15 protein-coding genes and 1 pseudogene are annotated in these 18,296 nt (G+C 43.9%); 7 read left to right on the plus strand and 9 right to left on the minus strand.

Translation table 11 applies throughout. From position 1 onward, the window contains the following. Positions 1-223 precede the first annotated feature (223 nt). The 3 genes from MKHDV_RS15120 (at position 224) to MKHDV_RS15130 (ending at position 4,084) form a co-directional block, all read left to right on the plus strand. The gene (locus MKHDV_RS15120; RefSeq protein ID WP_160716742.1) at positions 224-1,558 is read left to right on the plus strand and encodes an ATP-binding protein; all 1,335 of its coding nucleotides are present in this window, start codon (positions 224-226) and stop codon (positions 1,556-1,558) included. Next, on the plus strand, positions 1,551-2,201 hold the full coding sequence (locus MKHDV_RS15125) for a response regulator transcription factor (protein WP_160716744.1): 651 nt from the start codon (positions 1,551-1,553) through the stop codon (positions 2,199-2,201). Before MKHDV_RS15120 ends, MKHDV_RS15125 begins: the two co-directional genes overlap by 8 nt. Before the next feature lie 158 nt (positions 2,202-2,359). Further along, positions 2,360-4,084: an aldehyde ferredoxin oxidoreductase family protein gene (locus MKHDV_RS15130; protein ID WP_160716746.1), complete on the plus strand. Its 1,725-nt coding sequence runs from the start codon at positions 2,360-2,362 to the stop codon at positions 4,082-4,084. Positions 4,085-4,465: 381 nt separating this feature from the next. Here the strand turns inward: MKHDV_RS15130 and MKHDV_RS15135 are convergent, their stop codons facing one another. The 6 genes from MKHDV_RS15135 to MKHDV_RS15160 form a co-directional block, all read right to left on the minus strand. Continuing rightward, a complete protein-coding gene (locus MKHDV_RS15135) occupies positions 4,466-5,866 on the minus strand; it encodes a glutamate decarboxylase (protein WP_160716748.1) in 1,401 nt (466 codons plus the stop codon). A 153-nt stretch (positions 5,867-6,019) separates the two neighbouring features. Further along, positions 6,020-6,607 (minus strand): DJ-1/PfpI family protein, encoded by a 588-nt coding sequence (locus MKHDV_RS15140; RefSeq protein ID WP_160716750.1) that lies wholly within the window; start codon positions 6,605-6,607, stop codon positions 6,020-6,022. A 177-nt stretch (positions 6,608-6,784) separates the two neighbouring features. Next, positions 6,785-7,189: a hypothetical protein gene (locus MKHDV_RS15145; protein ID WP_160716752.1), complete on the minus strand. Its 405-nt coding sequence runs from the start codon at positions 7,187-7,189 to the stop codon at positions 6,785-6,787. Positions 7,190-7,346: 157 nt separating this feature from the next. Then, a complete protein-coding gene (locus tag MKHDV_RS15150; protein WP_160716754.1) occupies positions 7,347-8,570 on the minus strand; it encodes a lactate racemase domain-containing protein in 1,224 nt (407 codons plus the stop codon). A gap of 10 nt (positions 8,571-8,580) precedes the next feature. Beyond that, on the minus strand, positions 8,581-10,674 hold the full coding sequence (locus MKHDV_RS15155; RefSeq protein WP_160716756.1) for a TRAP transporter permease: 2,094 nt from the start codon (positions 10,672-10,674) through the stop codon (positions 8,581-8,583). A gap of 99 nt (positions 10,675-10,773) precedes the next feature. Continuing rightward, a complete protein-coding gene (locus tag MKHDV_RS15160; protein WP_254060497.1) occupies positions 10,774-11,772 on the minus strand; it encodes a TAXI family TRAP transporter solute-binding subunit in 999 nt (332 codons plus the stop codon). Between the two features lie 244 nt (positions 11,773-12,016). Between MKHDV_RS15160 and MKHDV_RS15165 the strand changes: the two genes are divergently transcribed. After that, positions 12,017-12,700 (plus strand): GntR family transcriptional regulator, encoded by a 684-nt coding sequence (locus tag MKHDV_RS15165; protein WP_160716758.1) that lies wholly within the window; start codon positions 12,017-12,019, stop codon positions 12,698-12,700. A gap of 133 nt (positions 12,701-12,833) precedes the next feature. Here MKHDV_RS15165 and MKHDV_RS15170 read toward each other — a convergent pair whose 3' ends face one another. Next, positions 12,834-13,184, minus strand: a complete 351-nt coding sequence (locus MKHDV_RS15170; protein ID WP_160716760.1) for an HU family DNA-binding protein — start codon at positions 13,182-13,184, stop codon at positions 12,834-12,836. 1,248 nt (positions 13,185-14,432) lie between these two features. Here MKHDV_RS15170 and MKHDV_RS15175 point away from each other — a divergent pair. The 3 genes from MKHDV_RS15175 to MKHDV_RS19255 form a co-directional block, all read left to right on the plus strand. Next, positions 14,433-15,299, plus strand: coding sequence for a hypothetical protein (locus MKHDV_RS15175; protein WP_160716762.1), 867 nt, complete (start codon positions 14,433-14,435; stop codon positions 15,297-15,299). 1 nt (position 15,300) lies between these two features. Next, positions 15,301-16,143 carry a DUF350 domain-containing protein gene (locus tag MKHDV_RS15180; protein ID WP_160716764.1) on the plus strand — a complete coding sequence of 281 codons (843 nt, stop codon included), beginning with the start codon at positions 15,301-15,303 and terminating at the stop codon, positions 16,141-16,143. Then, a partial coding sequence (locus MKHDV_RS19255) for a polyamine aminopropyltransferase (RefSeq protein ID WP_371416038.1) occupies positions 16,136-17,384 on the plus strand: 1,249 nt, incomplete at its 3' end. The genes MKHDV_RS15180 and MKHDV_RS19255, both read left to right, overlap by 8 nt. 302 nt (positions 17,385-17,686) lie before the next feature. Here the strand turns inward: MKHDV_RS19255 and MKHDV_RS19260 are convergent. Continuing rightward, positions 17,687-17,960 (minus strand): DUF4178 domain-containing protein (locus MKHDV_RS19260; protein ID WP_216846938.1); only part of this gene is annotated, 274 nt, incomplete at its 5' end. A gap of 1 nt (position 17,961) precedes the next feature. After that, positions 17,962-18,245, minus strand: a pseudogene (locus tag MKHDV_RS19265) (DUF4178 domain-containing protein); the annotation flags it as partial. Between the last annotated feature and the right edge of the window lie 51 nt (positions 18,246-18,296).

Below are 18,296 nucleotides of genomic sequence, written 5' to 3' on the forward strand. Positions count from 1 at the left end.
GGAAAGACTGTAGCGGTTTTTAAGGCTGGCTGTTTTGACATTGAATGATAGAAAGAGCAGATGATTTCATAGAGTTGCGACAATGAGTAGCGTTGTCCTTCTGTGAGAGTCTCTGCTCTTTTTTTTGTTTCTGATTCGCGGTATGAGTTCTGTACAGAGTATTTCTTTTGCTCGCGCTAGTTTTGCGTGGCATAAGGTGCGTTGTAACAGGGAGAATTTCAAATTGCCAAGTACTGTTAGAAATCGGGTATATGTTGAAGCCTTATGCGTAGCGGGCATAGCGTTGTGCTTTGCTATTGCTGCTGCGGGTGTCTTGTTCGATGTTGAATTGGGTAAACAGGGCTTGCTTCTTTTAGCATGCGGCGTTTCCGCCGCGGTGTTGGGAGGAGTGGTTTGGTTGCACCGTGCACAACAGGCTGAGATACTGGAAAAGAATAAAGCGTTGTTGTTAGAGCTGGCAGAGTCAAAATTGCAGGCTCATATTCTGCAGCGTAACAAGTCGTTGATGCAGTCCATTTTTAATGCTTCACAGAATGTGTATTACGTTTTTGATGAGTTTTGTGTTTGTCTTGATGTAATTACATCCAGAGACGATTTGTTGAAATTTTGTCATGCAACAGATCCTGTGGGGAAAAAGCTGACTGAGCTTTTCGACGAAAAGCTTTTGGATACCATACGTCGTCCATTACTCAAAAGTCTTGATTGCAAGCGCCTACAAGTAATCGAATACTGTGTAGAACATGCAGGCAAGGAATATTGGCTTGAGGGGAGAGCGCTTGCACTGCCTCAACGTGGGTGTGGACCTCGGAAAATTGTTTGGGTCGCACGTGACATTACAGAAGAGAAACGTAACCGCGAGGCTGTTCGGGTGTTGTCAACTCGACTTGCCTTGTCTGAAGAGCAACAGCGCCGTAAAATTGCTGTTGAACTGCACGATAGTCTGGGGCAAATTTTAGCTATTGTTAAGATGCGCCTTAACTTGCTGCGTCGTTATTTATCGGAAGATGACGAACTTGAATTGCTGGATTCCAGCATGGAGCAATTAGGAAGCGGTATTGAGTTGACACGGACACTTGTGTGGGAATTAAGTCCTCCTACGTTGTACGCATTGGGGCTTGTTTCTGCGGTTGAATGGCTTGGTGAAAAATACGCCAAAGAGCATGGCATTTCGTTCGCAGTGGAAGACGAGATGGAATGTAGCGTATGGGGCAGCGACTTTAAGATCATGACGTTCCGTATTGTCAGGGAACTTATGGCGAACGTGGTAAAGCATTCTGGTGCCTCAGCCTGCACAATCGCATTTTGCAATCGTTCAGACGGCGTTGTTATTACTGTTCATGATAATGGCAAAGGGTTTCCGGACAGGACATCAAAAGAAGGATTTCGCAAAGGATTCGGGCTGCTCACAATTCAGGAGTCAGTTCGTCATCTCGGGGGCGATGTAGCATTTACATCCGACTGTATTGGCGGCAATGTTCTCATCTTTATTCCTTTCAAACAAACTGCACCCGCGCTGGATGTGGAAATGAGTGCAGCAACAGGAACATACAATGGATAAGACTATCCGTGTTGTCATTGCAGATGACCACAAAGTTTTTTTAGAAGGTCTTTGCTCGTTGGTTAAAGACGAAGAAGACATTGAAATTGTAGGCAAGGCCGCCAGTGGAGTAGAGCTGTTGGAACTGGTCGCCAAGTTGCTTCCTGATGTGGTTATTTCAGATATTAGTATGCCGGGTATGAATGGTATTGTCGCAGCGCAGAAAATTACTCAGGAATTCCCTGATACGCGCATAATCGCTTTGTCGATGCATAAGGATACACAGTTTGTACGAGAAATCTTAAAAACCAATGCGTATGGTTTCTTGCTAAAAGACTGTTGTTTCGATGAGTTAGCACATGCTGTACGTTCTGCAATGAAGGGTGAGATTTGTCTAAGCCAACCCCTTAGAGATTCTGTCGTTATGGATTACATAGGAACCCTACGTAAACCTCAGGATGAAGAGGTCGCTTTATCTGCCAGAGAAAGCGAAGTGCTTAAGTTAATTGCTGAAGGCAATAGCACCAAAGAAGTGGCAGAGATGCTGTGCATCAGTGGTAAAACCGTTGAAACACATCGTAGACAGATTATGCAGAAAACAAAATATACAAGCGTGGCAGAGCTTACAAAGTATGCAATTCGTTGTGGATTGACGACTGTTTAAGCACTCAATCAATATTGAGTGAATTAAGCATGTTAAGGAAAAGCCTTACTGCATTTCTACTTTTCCCTGATTGAGAGATTCTTGAATTCGATTTATCTCTATAAGCCTATCTGGACTTATCTGCCGGTGAAAACCGGAGCAATACAAGGAGTTAAAAAATGAGAATTCTTAGAATTAATACTCGTACTCAGGAATATGCTTTTGAAGAGCTTGGAGAGTATGCAGGTCTTGGTGGCCGTGCACTTACTTCCCGCGTTGTAAACAAAGAAGTTCCCGCTGACTGTCATGCACTTTCCGCAGAAAACAAGCTTGTTTTTGCTTCCGGTGTTCTTGCTTGCACAAACGCTGCTAATTCTGGCCGTGTTTCTGTAGGCTCTAAATCTCCACTTACTGGTGGTATTAAAGAAAGTAACTCTGGTGGCCAGTTCGCTAACCAGATGGGTAAAATGGACCTTCAGGCAATTATCCTCGAAGATAAGCCGGAAGATGATTCTGATTTTACCAATATTTTTATTTCTAAGGACGAAGTAAAATTTACTTCTGCTAAAGAAATTGTTGGCATGCAGAACTATCCTGCGCAGGAAAAATTACAGGAAGAGTTCGGCAAAAAAGCTGTTACTTGTCTCTGTGGTCCTGCTGGCGAACATTGTATGCAGGCAGCAACCATCCAGTTCTCCGACCCAGAAGGGCTCCCTACCCGTTCTGCTGGTCGTGGTGGTATGGGTGCTGTGCTTGGTTCCAAGAAAGTTAAATCTCTCATTCTTGACCATGAAGTTAAAGGCAAAGTTATTATGGGCGACGAAGAAGGCTTTAAAGCTGCTCGTAAAGAGTGGACAGACATCCTTCGCAGCCACCCTGTAACAAGTCAGGGACTTCCAGCATACGGTACCGCAATTCTCGTTAACATTGTTAACGAAGCAGGTGCACTGCCAACTAAAAACTTCCGTACCGGTCGTTTTGAAAACGCTGAGAAAATTTCCGGTGAAACTCTTGCGGACACCATCACCAAGCGTGACGGTAAAGTCTCTCATGGTTGTCACACAGGTTGTATTATCCAGTGTTCACAGGTGTACAACGATAAAGACGGCAAAATGCTTACAACCGGTTTTGAATATGAAACCATTTGGGGCTTTGGCGCGCACCTTCTCATCGACGACCTCGACCTTATCGCAACCATGGACCGTACCTGTGACGAAATCGGCATGGATACCATCGAAATGGCTAGCTCCCTTGCAATGGCAATGGAAGGCGGCCTTATCGCATGGGGCGACGGACCAGCAGCACTCGAATACCTCAGAAAAGTTGGTACCGGTGATCCTGTAGGCCGTATCCTCGGTAACGGCGCAGGCTTTACCGCAGCAGCATTCGGTGTTGACCGTATTCCAACCGTTAAAAACCAGTCTATGCCAGCATATGACCCGCGTGCAGTTAAAGGCGTTGGTGTTACCTACGCAACTACACCAATGGGTGCTGACCATACCGCTGGTTACGCAGTATGTCAGAACGTTCTGAAATGTGGTGGCGATGTTGATGGTCACAACAAAGAAGGCAACATTGAAACTTCCAAGAATCTTCAGATTGCAACAGCAGCAGTTGACTCCCTTGGTCTTTGCCTCTTCGTAGCATTCGCTGTTCTCGATGACGAACGCGGTGTACCATGCATGGCGAAACTCGTAGCCGGTCTTCTCGGTTCCGAATACAGCGTAGATGATGTAGTAAATCTCGGTGTAGGCGCACTTCAGGATGAACTTGACTTCAACCGTCGTGCAGGCTTTACCGATAAAGACGATCAGCTCCCACGTTGGTTCACCGAAGAAGCTCTCCCGCCACACAACGTGAAATGGGACTTCACCGCTAAAGAACTTCAGGGCGCTAAAGTTTAGCAACAACCTGATTCAAGTTATGATTACAAAACGCCGGAGGCAACTCCGGCGTTTTTTTGNTTTGCCTCCGGCGGCTGGGCTGAAACTTTTAAAAAAGTTTCCCCCAGACCCCCTTCCAAATTTTTTATTATGTCGAAAGATTTTCGTTAGTGAACTTCTTATGCGGCTTACTATTCATGTTCTTAGTAATTTTTTCAAAGTGTTGCAGTAAACACGTTATTGTCTACCCGAAGGAAAACTAGTTTCCGTTACTAAAACTCAACCCTAATAGGGGTTAAGGGGACGTGTCCCNTTGCGGGGGATGTAGGGGGCAGAGCCCTCCTGCCCGCCGGAGGCAACAAAATCGTAAAACACTGCTTAAAGTTCGCAAAAGCATCGTTGTTAAGAATGGTTAAACGATGTGTGCTTCTTGTCCGGATGACACGGAGGCGAATCCATAAGCTCCGCGATTACTTCTTTAAAATCTTTGAGTAGCAGACAGAGCATGTCTACAGACGTGCCGTGCCGCACTACGATGCGCTGTACAATTGTTTCTTGGCAGTTTGGCGGTAGAGTGTACGTTGGTATGAGCCAGCCGCGTTGGCGCAGGCCGTCGGATAATTGATAGAGGCTGAAGGGCATATTGGCATCTTCTTTAAATTTCCAGCAGACGAGCGGTAGCCCCTTTGAACTATTGTTGAGAAAGTCGAAGAGGTCGAATTGCTCAAGCCCTGCGGCAAAATATTCTGCTGCTGCAAATGCTGATTCTTGTACTTTTATATACCCTTCATAGCCGAGGCGAAGAAGGTTGTAGTATTGCGCTATGACTTCACCACCGGGGCGTGAGAAGTTTAGTGCAAAAGTTGGCATTTCTCCGCCGAGGTAGTTAACGCGGAATATGAGATCTTCTGGAAGATCTTGCTTTGTTGCCCAGATGACCCAGCCGCAGCCGAGGGGGGCGAGACCGAATTTGTGACCGGATGCATTGATCGATTTAACGCGAGGGAGACGGAAGTCCCATTTGATTTCCGTATGCATAAACGGAGCGACAAATCCACCACTTGCAGCGTCTATATGCATAGGTATGTCCAGCCCGGTTTCTTGCTGAAGCTTGTCGAGGGCTGCATGTACCTCTTCAATTGGCTCGTAATGTCCGGTGAAGGTTGTGCCGAGGGTTTGAACCACGCCTATGGTGTTTTCGTCGCAGTAAGCGACAACGTCTTCCGGAGAGGACGTATAGCTCCCTTCCCGTATCGGAAGTTCGCGTAGCTCAATTTCCCAGTAGCGGGCAAATTTGTGCCAGCAGACCTGTACAGGACCACAGACCAAATTTGGTTTGTCGTAGGATTTACCGATTGATTGACGGCGCGCTTTCCAGTTCCATTTTAGTGCCATACCACCAAGCATGGCGGCTTCGCTTGAACCTGTGGTGGAGCAACCTATTGCAGGGGAGCATTGAGTTTCTGCAGGGTCTGAACACTCTTTGGCGTTCCAGAGATTTGAAAGCATAGATATGCAACGAGATTCGATTTCTGCCGTTTGCGGATATTCATCCTTATCAATCATGTTTTTGTCGATACATTCTTGCATGAGCTCATGAACTTCTTGTTCAAGCCATGTGGAACAGAAGGTTGCCATGTTCTGACGTGCATTTCCGTCAAGAAGCAGTTCATCATGAATCATTTGGTATACGGCTTTTGGATTACGTTCTTTGCGTGAGATGCGATGTACGTTCAGGGGCTTAGCCATGGATTCTGAGGTGAAGAGATCATCGATATTAACTTTATGATTATGAAGGGGCATATGTTCCTCTCTACGTTTTTTGAATCTATTTGGGTAATGAATACAATAAAATAGTTACGTAGTGAGGAAAGTATAAGTTACGCCGATGATGTTACAAAAAAAACTGCACAATCGCGTAGGCAACTGTGCAGTTTCTGTTTTTTGGAAAGCGAATTATGGCTCAATTGTAGTGCCGAGTAGATCAAGAAATGCCTTAATAAAAGCTGGATGTGCAGGCCAAGCGGGCGCAGTGACAATGTGTCCGCTGACGCAGGCATTGGAATAGGTCTCGTTAAATAATTCCAGAGTACCGCCGGATTGTAAAATTTCTGGATTGACTGATGGATACGGGCAGCAGGAAACGCCTTTGAGGATATCTGCTGCCACAAGAATTTGTGGGCCATGACAGATAGCACCAAGCGGCTTTTTTGCTTCATTTATCGCGCGAACAATTGTGAGTACCCGTGCATCAAGACGTAAATATTCCGGAGAACGACCGCCGGGAAGGATCAGCCCGTCATAGTTTTCAACGTCCACGGCATCAAAACTTTTGTTTAACAGGAAGTTGTGACCGCGTTTTTCTGTGTAGGTCTGGTGCCCTTCAAAGTCATGAATTGCTGTGGCGACGAAATCTCCGGCACTTTTATCTGGCGAAACGACATCAACAAAATGTCCGGCAAGCAAAAGCATCTGGTAAGGAACCATCACTTCATAATCTTCCACAAAATCACCAACGATCATAAGAATTCGCTTTGCAGGCATCTTAGTCTCCTGATATTTCAATGTATTTATGATGGTAATAGGTACTGCAATTGTTCGAAATAACAATTATTTATGCCCAATAGCATGCCATGAAGTACGTAGAATGAAAAAAGCCCTCAAGGTACTATGTACAAAGAGGGCCTTGTTGCTCTTTAGGAATTTGGCGGACATAAAGTTTTAGCGTCGACCGCGACCGCCGCCGCCACGACCACGACCGCCGCCACCACGCATACGCCTAGGGCCGCCGCCACGACTGCTGCCACCACGCATGCGGCTGCTGCCACCACGAGAGCGACCGCGAGCACGCGTTTGCCTGCTGCTGCCTCTATTTCCGCGGTATTTGGCGCGATTGGGACCTCTGTTCCTAGGTCGGTTATATTTCCGGTTATGATTATGTTTGTTGTAATAGTAGTTTCGGTTGCTGTAATAGTAGTTGTTGCTGTTGTAGCCATATCCGCCATATGGATAGTAGTAGCCACTGCCACCGTAGTAGCCGTAGCCACCACCGGCAGTAACTGTGCACCCTCCCAACAGAGCAAACAGCAGAATGCAGCCGACTAGTAAACTAATCTTTCGAAGCATGTGTCTCTCCTTGGCAGCGTCGCTTCTGAAGCGTTGGCTATAGTGCCTTGGATACGCTGCTGCTAAGTGTGTCTTGCACTATGATAGCAGAGAGAGAGGGCTTAGTTTGAGTATTAAAGCTGTTAGCGAAGTCGTGAGAGCCGCTGATGACGTGAACTTACGAGAATTGTTGTAGAATGTGTGATTCACTAAATTTAAGAGAATGAGCTCTCGTGCGGTGTGTTGATACTCCGGCTGATTCCAGATCATCCAGAAGAGCTTCCGTTGCCCAAAAATGTTGTAGTGATAGTGTATTTGTAATGCGCACTGCCCGTATTGATTTTGGAGCTTTTGCTAGTGCAGCATCGATAACGGCTTTGTCTGTGGGGAGAGTGATCGGTAGTCGTCCGCTTGCCCATACACCGGTTGTAAGTGAGTTTGCGTAGGTCGCAGTGGTATCTATTGAATCAGCAAGGCGTTGCGGAATGAGATCAGCCATGCCGATACCGTGAGCGTTACCTTGTGATTGCGGGGTAAGATTCAACACTACGAGAGTCTTGTATTCCGGTTTGCGTTCGCCTGCCATTCGACGCCATGCGCCGATGACGTTAGTATCCATACCGGTTCCGCTGATGTTTTTTCCCATTTCATCAATAATGAGAAGGTCAATTGAATCAAGTGGGATACGCGGCAGAATGGCAGCTGATACAGAGAGGAGAGAAGAATCTGTTTTTACGACGTCTTCTTTCGTGCATAATTTTATACTGTGGAGTTTCTCGACAGCATTTTCAACGACGGCAAGACCTGCCAGCAGGTTGATATGCTCCAAAATACGCAATGCCGCCGGCTTAATAACAGTTTCTAGTGGAAAGTTATGCAGATTGTCAGCTCCGTGCGGTTTACCAAGTCCAATTGCAAGCATCTTACATAGACCGGACTCCACTTCTCCATGAAAGAGGGTGTGGGGTTTTACGCGATTCATCACAAAAATATAGTCAGCTTCCAGTGCATCTTTCGCCACGAAAACTTCAGCACCTTCTTCCAGAACACCTAAGCTCACAGTTTCTATAGAGGAAACAATAGGGCAACCTGCGGATTCTTCCGTAATACCAAGCTCGGTGAGGATTGCTGTTTGTCCTTCCGCTGTAGACCCACCATGTGAGCCCATTGAAGGGATAATGAATGGACGTAGTCCAAGGGTATTAAGATTGTGCACGACGGCTTGCAGCAGAGGAACAATTCGATCTATCCCGCGTGAACCTACAGTTATCCCGACTGTTGCGCCTTGCGCTATTGTAGAACGATCAAAAGAAGCAAAGACCGCGTCCACGGTCTTTGCAATATTATTAATTTGGGACGTCTCAAATGTTTGTTCAACGTCGTAAAAAAGAGGGTATGTCATTATATTCCTGCTATGCTGCTTCGGTCAGCGCGGATTCTTCCGGTTGTTCATCTAAATCAAAGGCTTTCGTGTACTTAAGTATTGCTGTGAGGGTAGCAAAAATACTTACTCCAATCCAGCATTGAAGCTCCGGCAGTGCATAAAGCAGAACCGCAGTGCAACCGAATGCAAGGCGAAGCAGCGGATGGAGTCTGCGAATATATACGCCTTCAAGCGAGACAGCAGTGCAGAAGAGTGCCAACAGGATAATCCCGACAGTTAAAACGGTTTGCCATAGTGGGCCTAAGAATAGGATTGCCGGTTCATATACAAACATAATCGGGATGATAAAGAGCCCACTTGCCAGCTTGAAAGCATGAATTCCTGTTTGGAACGGGTCTGACTTTGCAATACCTGCAGCTGTGTACGCCGCAAGACATACTGGCGGGGTTACATTTGCAGATTGTGAGTACCAGAAAATAAGCAGATGTGCTGCAAGCATAAAGATTGTGGCGTGCTCTGGTGGTACCTGCGAATTGACAATGGCGAACAAGGCTCCGGCTGTCGTCGGGTCTGAGACCATGTCGAGACTCAGTCCCATAGATTCAATGAACTGTGGGTTAACAGCCTGTACATAACGGAGCTTGATGAGGTTAACCAGAAACGGTGCACTCAGCGTAGCCAGAATGATGTATGAAGCGGTTACGGGTAATCCCATGCCTAAAATGAGTGATGCGACACCAATGAGTCCGATAGTCACAAGTAGGCTTGCCCCTGCAACTGTTGAAATAAGCATAGAAAATTTTACACCAAGACTTACCAACAGAACGATGCCGATAACCACACCGGAGCAGAGCAAAATGATAGCTGTGGCTACCATGTTCTTGCCGCCGAGTGCCAACGCATCGACAATGTCAGCCAAACCCATACGGTGATTCTTCGTCATCCAGCTAGCCCCGACAATAGCACCGATTGCGCAGCAAGCCGCATAGGTCGGTGTGTAGCCGATGCTCATAAGTGTGATGAGCACGCCAATAGGGATGAAGAACGGCCAGCCTTCTTTCAAGACCTCAAAGAAGCGTGGAATATCTTCTTCAGCGGTTGGTTTTAACCCTTCACTGCGGGCACGGGAATGAACAAAAAAGATTACGCTGACGAAATACAGGATTGCCGGAATAAATGAGATGGCGACAATTTTCAGGTAAGAAATTTGCGTCCACTGAGCCATTACAAAAGCACCGGCGCCCATAATCGGCGGCATAATCTGACCGCCGGTACTTGCCGCAGCCTCAACAGCAGCAGCAAATTTCGGACTAAATCCGGTTCGTTTCATCATCGGGATAGTAATGGAGCCAGTGCTCACGGTGTTTGCAACCGCGCTGCCGGAAACAGAACCCATTAGTCCACTGGAAAAGACCGCCATTTTAGCAGGGCCGCCAACGCTACGCCCGACAATTGAAATGGCAAGCTTAATGATGAAATCACCAGCACCGGATTTTACAAGGAACGAGCCGAACAGCACAAACAAAAATACATACGATGCAGAGATTGTTGCAATGCTGCCGAAAATTCCGTCAGGCGCAAAGTACATACGGTACAGTACTCGCGAGGTGGTTACTCCGGGGAAGTTCCAGTTGCCAGAAAGAAATTGTCCCCAGTACAGGGCATAGCTTAAGAAGAACACAGCGAGCAGAGGGATAATTTTACCTGCGGCACGGCGTGCAATCTCCAGCATGAGCAGCAACGTTAATCCTGCAAAGAAGATATCAAGGCCTATCATCTGCTCATTTCGGGCGTGCAGTGCGTCCTCAAAAAATACTAAATAGAGTCCGCAGACAACGCTAAGTACTGCAAGGAACCAATCTAGATATGGCTTCTTGTTGAGACTTTTGAAGTTGAACGGATAAATCATAAAAGCAAGTGGAACAAAGAAAGCAAAATGAAGTGCATTTCTTTGAATCTCCGGCATTAACCATACCGTGTTAGTGAGTACGTGGAACACACTTGCAGCAATACATAGGCAGTAAAAAACAGTAGCAGGGCGGCCTGTTAGTTCGCGTGTGCTGACCATTACTTCACCGGAGTCTTCTGTGGCTTTGACTCCCTTTTTTCTAAACAATCCCATACCTGAACCTTATTCTATACCGTTAGTTGTCAGTAACTTTTGTTGTTTATTATGCCTCCCGCAGGAGGCATCCCCAAACCCTTTAGCGGGGCATTTAACTTATTTGGAAATAAGGCGATCAGGAATTTCAATACCGACTTCACGGTAGTACTTAACCGCACCGGGGTGCAGTGCCACAGGCAGGCCGTAAAGAGCATTGTTGAGGCTCATGTTTTTGGTAGCGGAGTGGATTGTACCGAGAAAATTGAGGTTTTCGTAGATGGTCTTGGTAACCTTGTAGACTACTTCGTCTGGAAGGTCGGCACGTACAGCTAAGAAGTTAGGCTGTGCGATAGTACGGATATCTTTTTCCTGACCTGGGTATGTTTTTGCGGGGATGACGTAGCGGTACCAGATAGGGAATTCTTTCTGGATATGTGCGAGTTGATCATCGGAGAAATCGAGAACTGTTGCGTCTCCGTGGCTCATGGCAAAGAGCTGAGTTATAGCTGCTGCGGGAACACCAGCAGGGATGTTTGCGCCAGCGATGCGGTTATCGAGCATTGCCTGTGTAGAGGGGGTGTATCCAAGAAATTCGAGTTTCAGTTTGCTCGGATCAATTCCAAGAATGCTGAGGAGAGCACGTCCGGAACCTTCTGTTCCGCTTCCGCGTTTGCCAATGGAAAAGCGTTCGGTGAGCGCACCGATATCGGCAATTGTCCCGGTTTTTACGTATTCATTCATTAAGGCAAAGTGTTCAACGTTTGGCCATAGCATGGTTACGGAGCGGAAAGAGTCTATAGGCTTGTCCTGATAAAAACCTTTACCTCGAGAAGCCTGAAATCCGAACAGTGATTGAAGGATTGCGAAATGTGCTTCTTTGTTATTCAACATCTGGATGTTTTCACCGGAACCTGCTGAGTTAATTGCAGTAGCGGTAATGCCGTCATTTTTAGCAAGCTTTAAGCTAATGAGAGTGCCGATGCCAACACCGACAGGATAATAGGTGCCACCTGTTGTAGCGGTTGCAATGATGAGACGTTTATTGTTTTGAGCCATAGCAGGAATGCTCATGGTCAAAAACGCAGCAATGATGATGAGAGAACAGATCTTACGCACAGTCACACTCCTTGATCGCAATAAAAATGTAAAAACAACGGGTCATTAAAAAATTTCTGTCAGGGCTTGACAAGATTGTCAACAATTTTGTTGTATAGGTTGTTATTCATCGGTTGAACGATAGCTGGACATAGGATGTTAGATACTTTACTCAGCTTCTTTCCTTTTGTTGAAAGTTGGGTATTATCCAGACCGCCATTTTTATGGTGGTTATTCTAAAAGATAGTAATGGTAGGAATTTGGTATGAAGGACTGTCCACCTAGCCAGAGTGTTGCTGACCACTTGGAAGATTTAATTCTTTCGGGTCAGTTGTTGCCAAGAGAGCGTCTTGGCGAAACAGACATGGCAGATAGATTTTCTGTTAAGCGTCACGTAATTCGTGATGCCTTCAAGGTGCTCGAGAGCAAAGGGCTTATCGAAATTAAGCGATACAAGGGTGCGCGTGTTGTGAGTCTTTCTGTGAAAGAAATCAGCGACGTGTTTGATATTCGCATTAATTTAGAAAGTTTTGCTTACAGTCTTGCCTTGAATAATATGCATGAAGAAGATTTTGCGGGGCTTGAAACCATTGCGCAAAAATTTCTTGATAGCGTAGACACGGCAAGTATTGAAGAATTGAGCAGGCTCAACACAGAGTTTCATAATATTATTTACAAACGTGCGGATAATATTCCATTGCTCGAGATTATTACAGATCTGCACATTAAACTTTACATCACTCGTTTTGCTGCTTGGGATAAAAGAGAAAATATCATTCAGTCGGGTGAAGAGCATTTAGAATTTATTGATGCACTTAGGAAGAAAGATCTCGAGGTGTTGAACGATCTTGCGCGTAGGCATATTTATAACTCTAAGATTGCGTACGAAAAACGTGTATCGAAAATTACTCCTCTTGCCCTGTGTGAAAAAGAAGTTCGTTTTGAATAAATGAAAAGCTGAATGCACCCACTGGAGCATTCAGCTTTTTTTTATGGATTTTTCGGGGTGATACAAGATTACATAGAAAAAGGCGGCATCATTATGATGTCGCCTTTTTTTGTATGCTGACTCAAGGCAGGGGTTATTCTTTAATAACTGCGTTAAGGCTTGGTGCTGCCTTAAACGTAACAGTTTTTTGGCCATTTACGGTATCAACTTTAAATTCGCCGAATCCACTAAGGTCAATGAGTTGACCGTTTTTTAGACCCATTACGATTGCTGCTTTAATCACATCAAATGCGAGGAATGCTTCATAATCATCAGCAAATTTGTCGCTCATTGCCGTGGTGAGGTTGTTAACGATATTTTTTGTGTATCCAGATATTGGGTCGTGCTTAACTCTTTCACGCACTGCATCAATGTCAGAGGCGACAACTTGGCAGCTTTTGTTTGAGCAGGACATACAAACACCGGGATAATCTTGGTTAGCCATGAAATACTCTCCTTTCTATACAAATGTAGAGCAAGAGTACCACGCAGGATTTGTTTAGGTCTATGTGATAGCGTGTAGATTCTTTTCAGTGAGCAAATGTTTTCTGTTTATCTAGAAACGTGATGGGGCTGGTGCATTTGACAATGTTAAGGAAATTGCCGCAAGCATTGGTGACGTGTGGTGTTGAGAATCTATTTGATGGTGTAAATAGTTTTATCTAGGTCTCAACAGTCATTTGAGGAAACATCTATGAAATTAATACCGTTATATATCAAAATAACAGAGGAACATCCTGCCTATCAGTGGGCAAAATCTTAATCGGATTTCATCAATATTTTTGTAACTAGTGTTACTAATTGTAAAAAAAAATTAAAACAATGCATCTTTTAATTTGTGACACTCAACAGTATCGACGTAGTGCTTTATTCACTTCATTCAATTGTACAACTTGAGGTGTAAACAGTTGCAACATATTGACATTTGTCTTTTTTTTTTTNAACACTGCTTTTTTACTGGTTGTAAACAAATAACTAGCGAAACTGTTAGCTAACTATTAATTCATAAAAGATTAATACATCATGTTTGTCTATGGTGTATTTTAAAATTGTTCAATCCGTTGTCATAGTTAGATCAAACAGTCGACCTCAAGAGCTTCTTTAATGCAACCTTTCTGGGAAGTGTAGAGCTGTTTTTTACATTTAATACGAAATTCAGTTTTTGAAATATGTTGCGTTAGTACTTGAGAAAATAGTTAAGTCACTTCTTATTGTAACTTTTCTTACAGATAAATTTATCTCACAATGTTCTCTAAAAGTGGATGGAGATCACAAAATATGGTTTTGAGCAGTGGTTTTCATTTTGAGAATGACTGTTTTGGTAACGATTGACACTGAGTTCTATTATCCAATTTCTTCTTAGTACGGCTTTGTTGAAAATTCATATTCTAGAGGAATTGGCTATGCTGAAACAAAGTTTTTTGAGTTGACATTGTGGATGCATGAATTGAAACAATACCAAATTGTTGTAGACAAGTGTGATGGTGTGGTTCTGGTGTGGCTGTGAGAATTCATGGACCCTTTATTTCGGGGCATACGGTGCTTTTGCGTCGGGATTGTGTCACAATTTTTTTCTCTTTTTTTTAAGAGAAAAAATGCAATATTACTCACTAGAGATACAAGGTTATCAAAAGTACATGGAAATTGTACGTATAACGGTTGCCTTGCGTTCTAGAAGTGGAGGAACTGGTAAATGAGTGAACAGATGATAATTGCTCTAAGTCTTATATTTTTTGTTGGCTTAGCGCTCTATATAAAATCTAAAAAAGACTCCCCTAGCCATCCTGGCTGGCTCAGAATTGTTCTAAAATATAAAATTATAATGATTGTTTTGTGTTTTATGGGGCCTTTTGCTGTTGCATTTGGACTTCTGGTGGCTACACCAACACCACCACTTACAATCATAAAAGAAGAGTTTAGATCAGTTCCAAATTATTCAGTTGTTCTTGATGCTCAAAAAGTAGATGGCTCTGACTTTTACCAAAAATATACTGTTATCATTCCAGATCTTGAAAACAAAAAATTAGAAAAAATACAGAGGCCTTGGGGGGAAACGTATAAGGGTGATTATAACTCTTCCCAACCTCTTGTGGGCATGACTGTTTGGACTAAAGAAGATGGATTAGGAAGCCCGGCAGCTAACTCTCCTGGTTCCGAGTATGTTAACAACCCAAACTACGGTAAATGGGAACAACGTGATGGTATGAGCCCGGTATGGGTGTGGTTTGCGGGATATGCTCTTTATAACTCCTATAACCCTTCTCGACGCTGGAGCTATGATGATTACCTCACTGAAAGATCTTTTCAAAGAGACAGTGGGCGCAGGAGCGGATACAGCAAAACAGAATATGTCGATGACAGCAGCACATCTCGTGGATCAAGTTCCAAGGGAAAGCCTACGTTATCTACAAAAGCAAGTTCTAAGGGCAAACCTGCTTTTTCTACAAGGGTACAGACAACTAAAAAAACACAGAAATCCACATTTTCATCAAGAGTGCAGAGGAAAATAGGACGCTCAAGTGTAGCAGTACGTTCCCGTGGACGCAGTGGAGGTAAATAGAATGGAACTACAGAATATTTTAGAAAGCGGTGGCTTATTGCTTGGTTTTTTTGCCATTTTTTTTATTGGGAAAATTGTTAACGACAAGCTGCACCCAGAATACAATATACAAGAAGAACTGGTTGAAAAAGACAATCCTGCGTTAGCGCTTACGCTAACCGGATATTATTTTGGGTTAGTTTTAACTATTGGTGGAGCGTTGTCCGGAGAAACCAATGGCTTTATGCAGGATGTTAAAGATTTGGTGTTATATGGCGTTAGCGGGATTGTACTTCTCAATGCGTCTTGGTTTTTATGTGACAAAATCATTCTTCCGTATTGCAATGTAAGCACAGAACTTATCGCCAAACAAAGTCTTAGTGTAGGTGCCATTGCCGCCGCTTGTTCGATTGCGTCTGGATTTATTTTATTCGGTGCAATTCAAGGAGATGGAAGCTTCTTAACAATGGTTGCGTATTGGGCAATCGGGCAATGTCTCTTAATTCTTGCAGCTAAATTATATAATGTGATTACTCCGTTTGACATTCATAGTGAAATTCAAAAAAACAATCTTGCCGTAGGGATTAGCACTGCTGGTGTTATCGTTAGTATTGGTACGCTCATTGGATTAGCTGCAGAAGGGGACTTTGAATCTTGGAGTGAAAGCCTTAGCTCATACATTGTTTATGCTGTATTAGGTCTCGTTTTAATTCCAATCATCCGGATGCTTGCGGATTACATTCTCCTCCCGGGAGCTAGCCTCACAGACGAGCTAGTGAATCAGGAAATACCAAACATCGGCGCAGCCTATATTGAAGCGTTTTCGTATATCGCGGCAGCTTTTGCAATTTATTGGTGTGTCTAATACTCGTTCATTAAGCTTTGTCCTCAAAGCAGCTGTATTCGCAACTGGATTGGCTGGTATTGTAGCAGAGTATGTCCTATCCACACTGGCAACCTATCTTTTAGGAAATGCCATTTTTCAGTGGACTATTGTTATGTCCCTTATGCTTTTTGCAATGGGACTTGGGAGCAGGCTAAGTAAGTCTTTTAACAAAAACCTCATTGATGTTTTTGTGTTTGTAGAGTTCACATTATCTGTATTATGTGCATCAGCGTCCGTACTTTCCTATGGCCTTGCAGCTTATACAGAGAATATTAGCCTTGTTATCTATAGCATTTCAATTGCTATAGGTATGTTAATTGGTTTTGAGATTCCTTTAGTTACACGTATTAATAATAGCTATGAAGAGCTCCGGACAAACATCGCAAACGTAATGGAAAAAGATTACTACGGTGCGCTTGTCGGTGGTCTCTTGTTTGCTTTTGTAGCGCTTCCTTATTTAGGGCTTACTTATACTCCAATTGCTCTTGCCGCAGTGAATTTTATTGTCGCAATAATTTTTATGTGGCGTTTTTCTCACTTATTTACTGCAAGAAAAGCGATTTATGGTGCCTTTTGCATATCTGCAATTCTCTTAGTAGGGATTACTTTATATGCTAAGCCAATCATTATGTTTGGTGAACAACGCCAGTATAAAGATAAGATTATTTTTTCGAAGCAAACTAAGTTTCAAAAAATAGTTATGACGCAATGGCGTGATAACTATTGGCTATTCATCAATGGTCAGGAGCAATTTTCTAGTTTTGACGAAGAGAAATATCATGAGCCACTGGTGCATCCAGCAATGAAGCTTGCCGCGGAACATTCAAATATTCTAATTCTTGGCGGAGGGGATGGACTTGCTCTGCGGGAAATATGGAAACACGATGGAGTAGAGAAGGTAACTCTGGTTGATCTTGATGCTGATATGACAACATTTGCACGAACACATCCAGTACTTACCCGTCTAAATAAGAACTCAATGGCGGACCCTAGATTGCTGTTAGTCCATATGGATGCAGGGAAATATTTGAGAGATAATCATGAAAAATATTCTGTTGTTATTATTGATCTTCCCGATCCTGACACGGTAGATTTGATGCATTTGTATAGTGTTGATTTTTATAATCTAATACGAAGCAAGTTACGTAAAGGCGGTGTTATTGTGACTCAAGCATCAAGCCCCTATTTTTCGCCTAAGGCATTTTTGTGCATAAAAAAAANCAATGGAAGCAGCTGGGTTAAGCACGTTGCCGTTTCATAACCAAGTTCCTACAATGGGTGAGTGGGGATGGATTCTTGCGACCTCTGCAACTCAAGCAACTTCTGAAATAATGAAGAAAAGCCTGGAGGGGAAAGATTTCTCTAACCTCCAGACTCGTTTTATTAATAAGGATGCGACTGCTGCAATGATACGCTTCGGAAAAGGCTTATTTGACTCTGAAGCTGCCAAAGATATTAAGGTGAACACAAGGCATAAGCCTGTCCTTATGACATATTATGCAGAGGGACATTGGGCAATGTATTAGTTGGCTCCAGGGAGTATGTTGGTAAATTGATATTCTTCAACAGGCCAACCAATGCTGGCTGAGAAATCGTTTTCCGCCCATTGTTCGATTGAAAGATAGTGGTCACCGTCATCACTTTCAAAATCCCACGCAAGCATTTCCTTAGGGGGAACATTCATTTTATCTTGACCATTCTGCAAAAAAAGCCCGCCTGAGACTGTTGTTAACTGATATTTAACACCATCGTATTCGATAGTCTTGGGCGGGTCTCCAGTCTCAGCAAGTTTTTTTNCGTACTTTTGCATCTAAACTGCCGTACGATATGTCCTCAAATAAACTCCATTCTTTTACGTCATCTTCTTCCATTTGCAGATACTGAGTCTTCGATGATGAAACCAGTTGCCATTCGAACGAGAAGTCTCCATCCCAATCATATTTATGTGCAGCCTGTACTTTCCATGAGTCGAGATCGTAGTCAACAAAACAGCCTGTGCGCAAGTCTGCTAGCTCAAGGTTCGTCTTGGTGATTTCTTGAGTTGGTGTGCTGTTTTTCTTAAAAAAATCAAAAAGTCCCATATAGTTATCCAAAAAAAGTCCCGCAACACTCGCTGCAGGACTTTCAATAAT

Source organism: Halodesulfovibrio sp. MK-HDV, from assembly GCF_009914765.1.
Lineage (GTDB): Bacteria > Desulfobacterota > Desulfovibrionia > Desulfovibrionales > Desulfovibrionaceae > Halodesulfovibrio.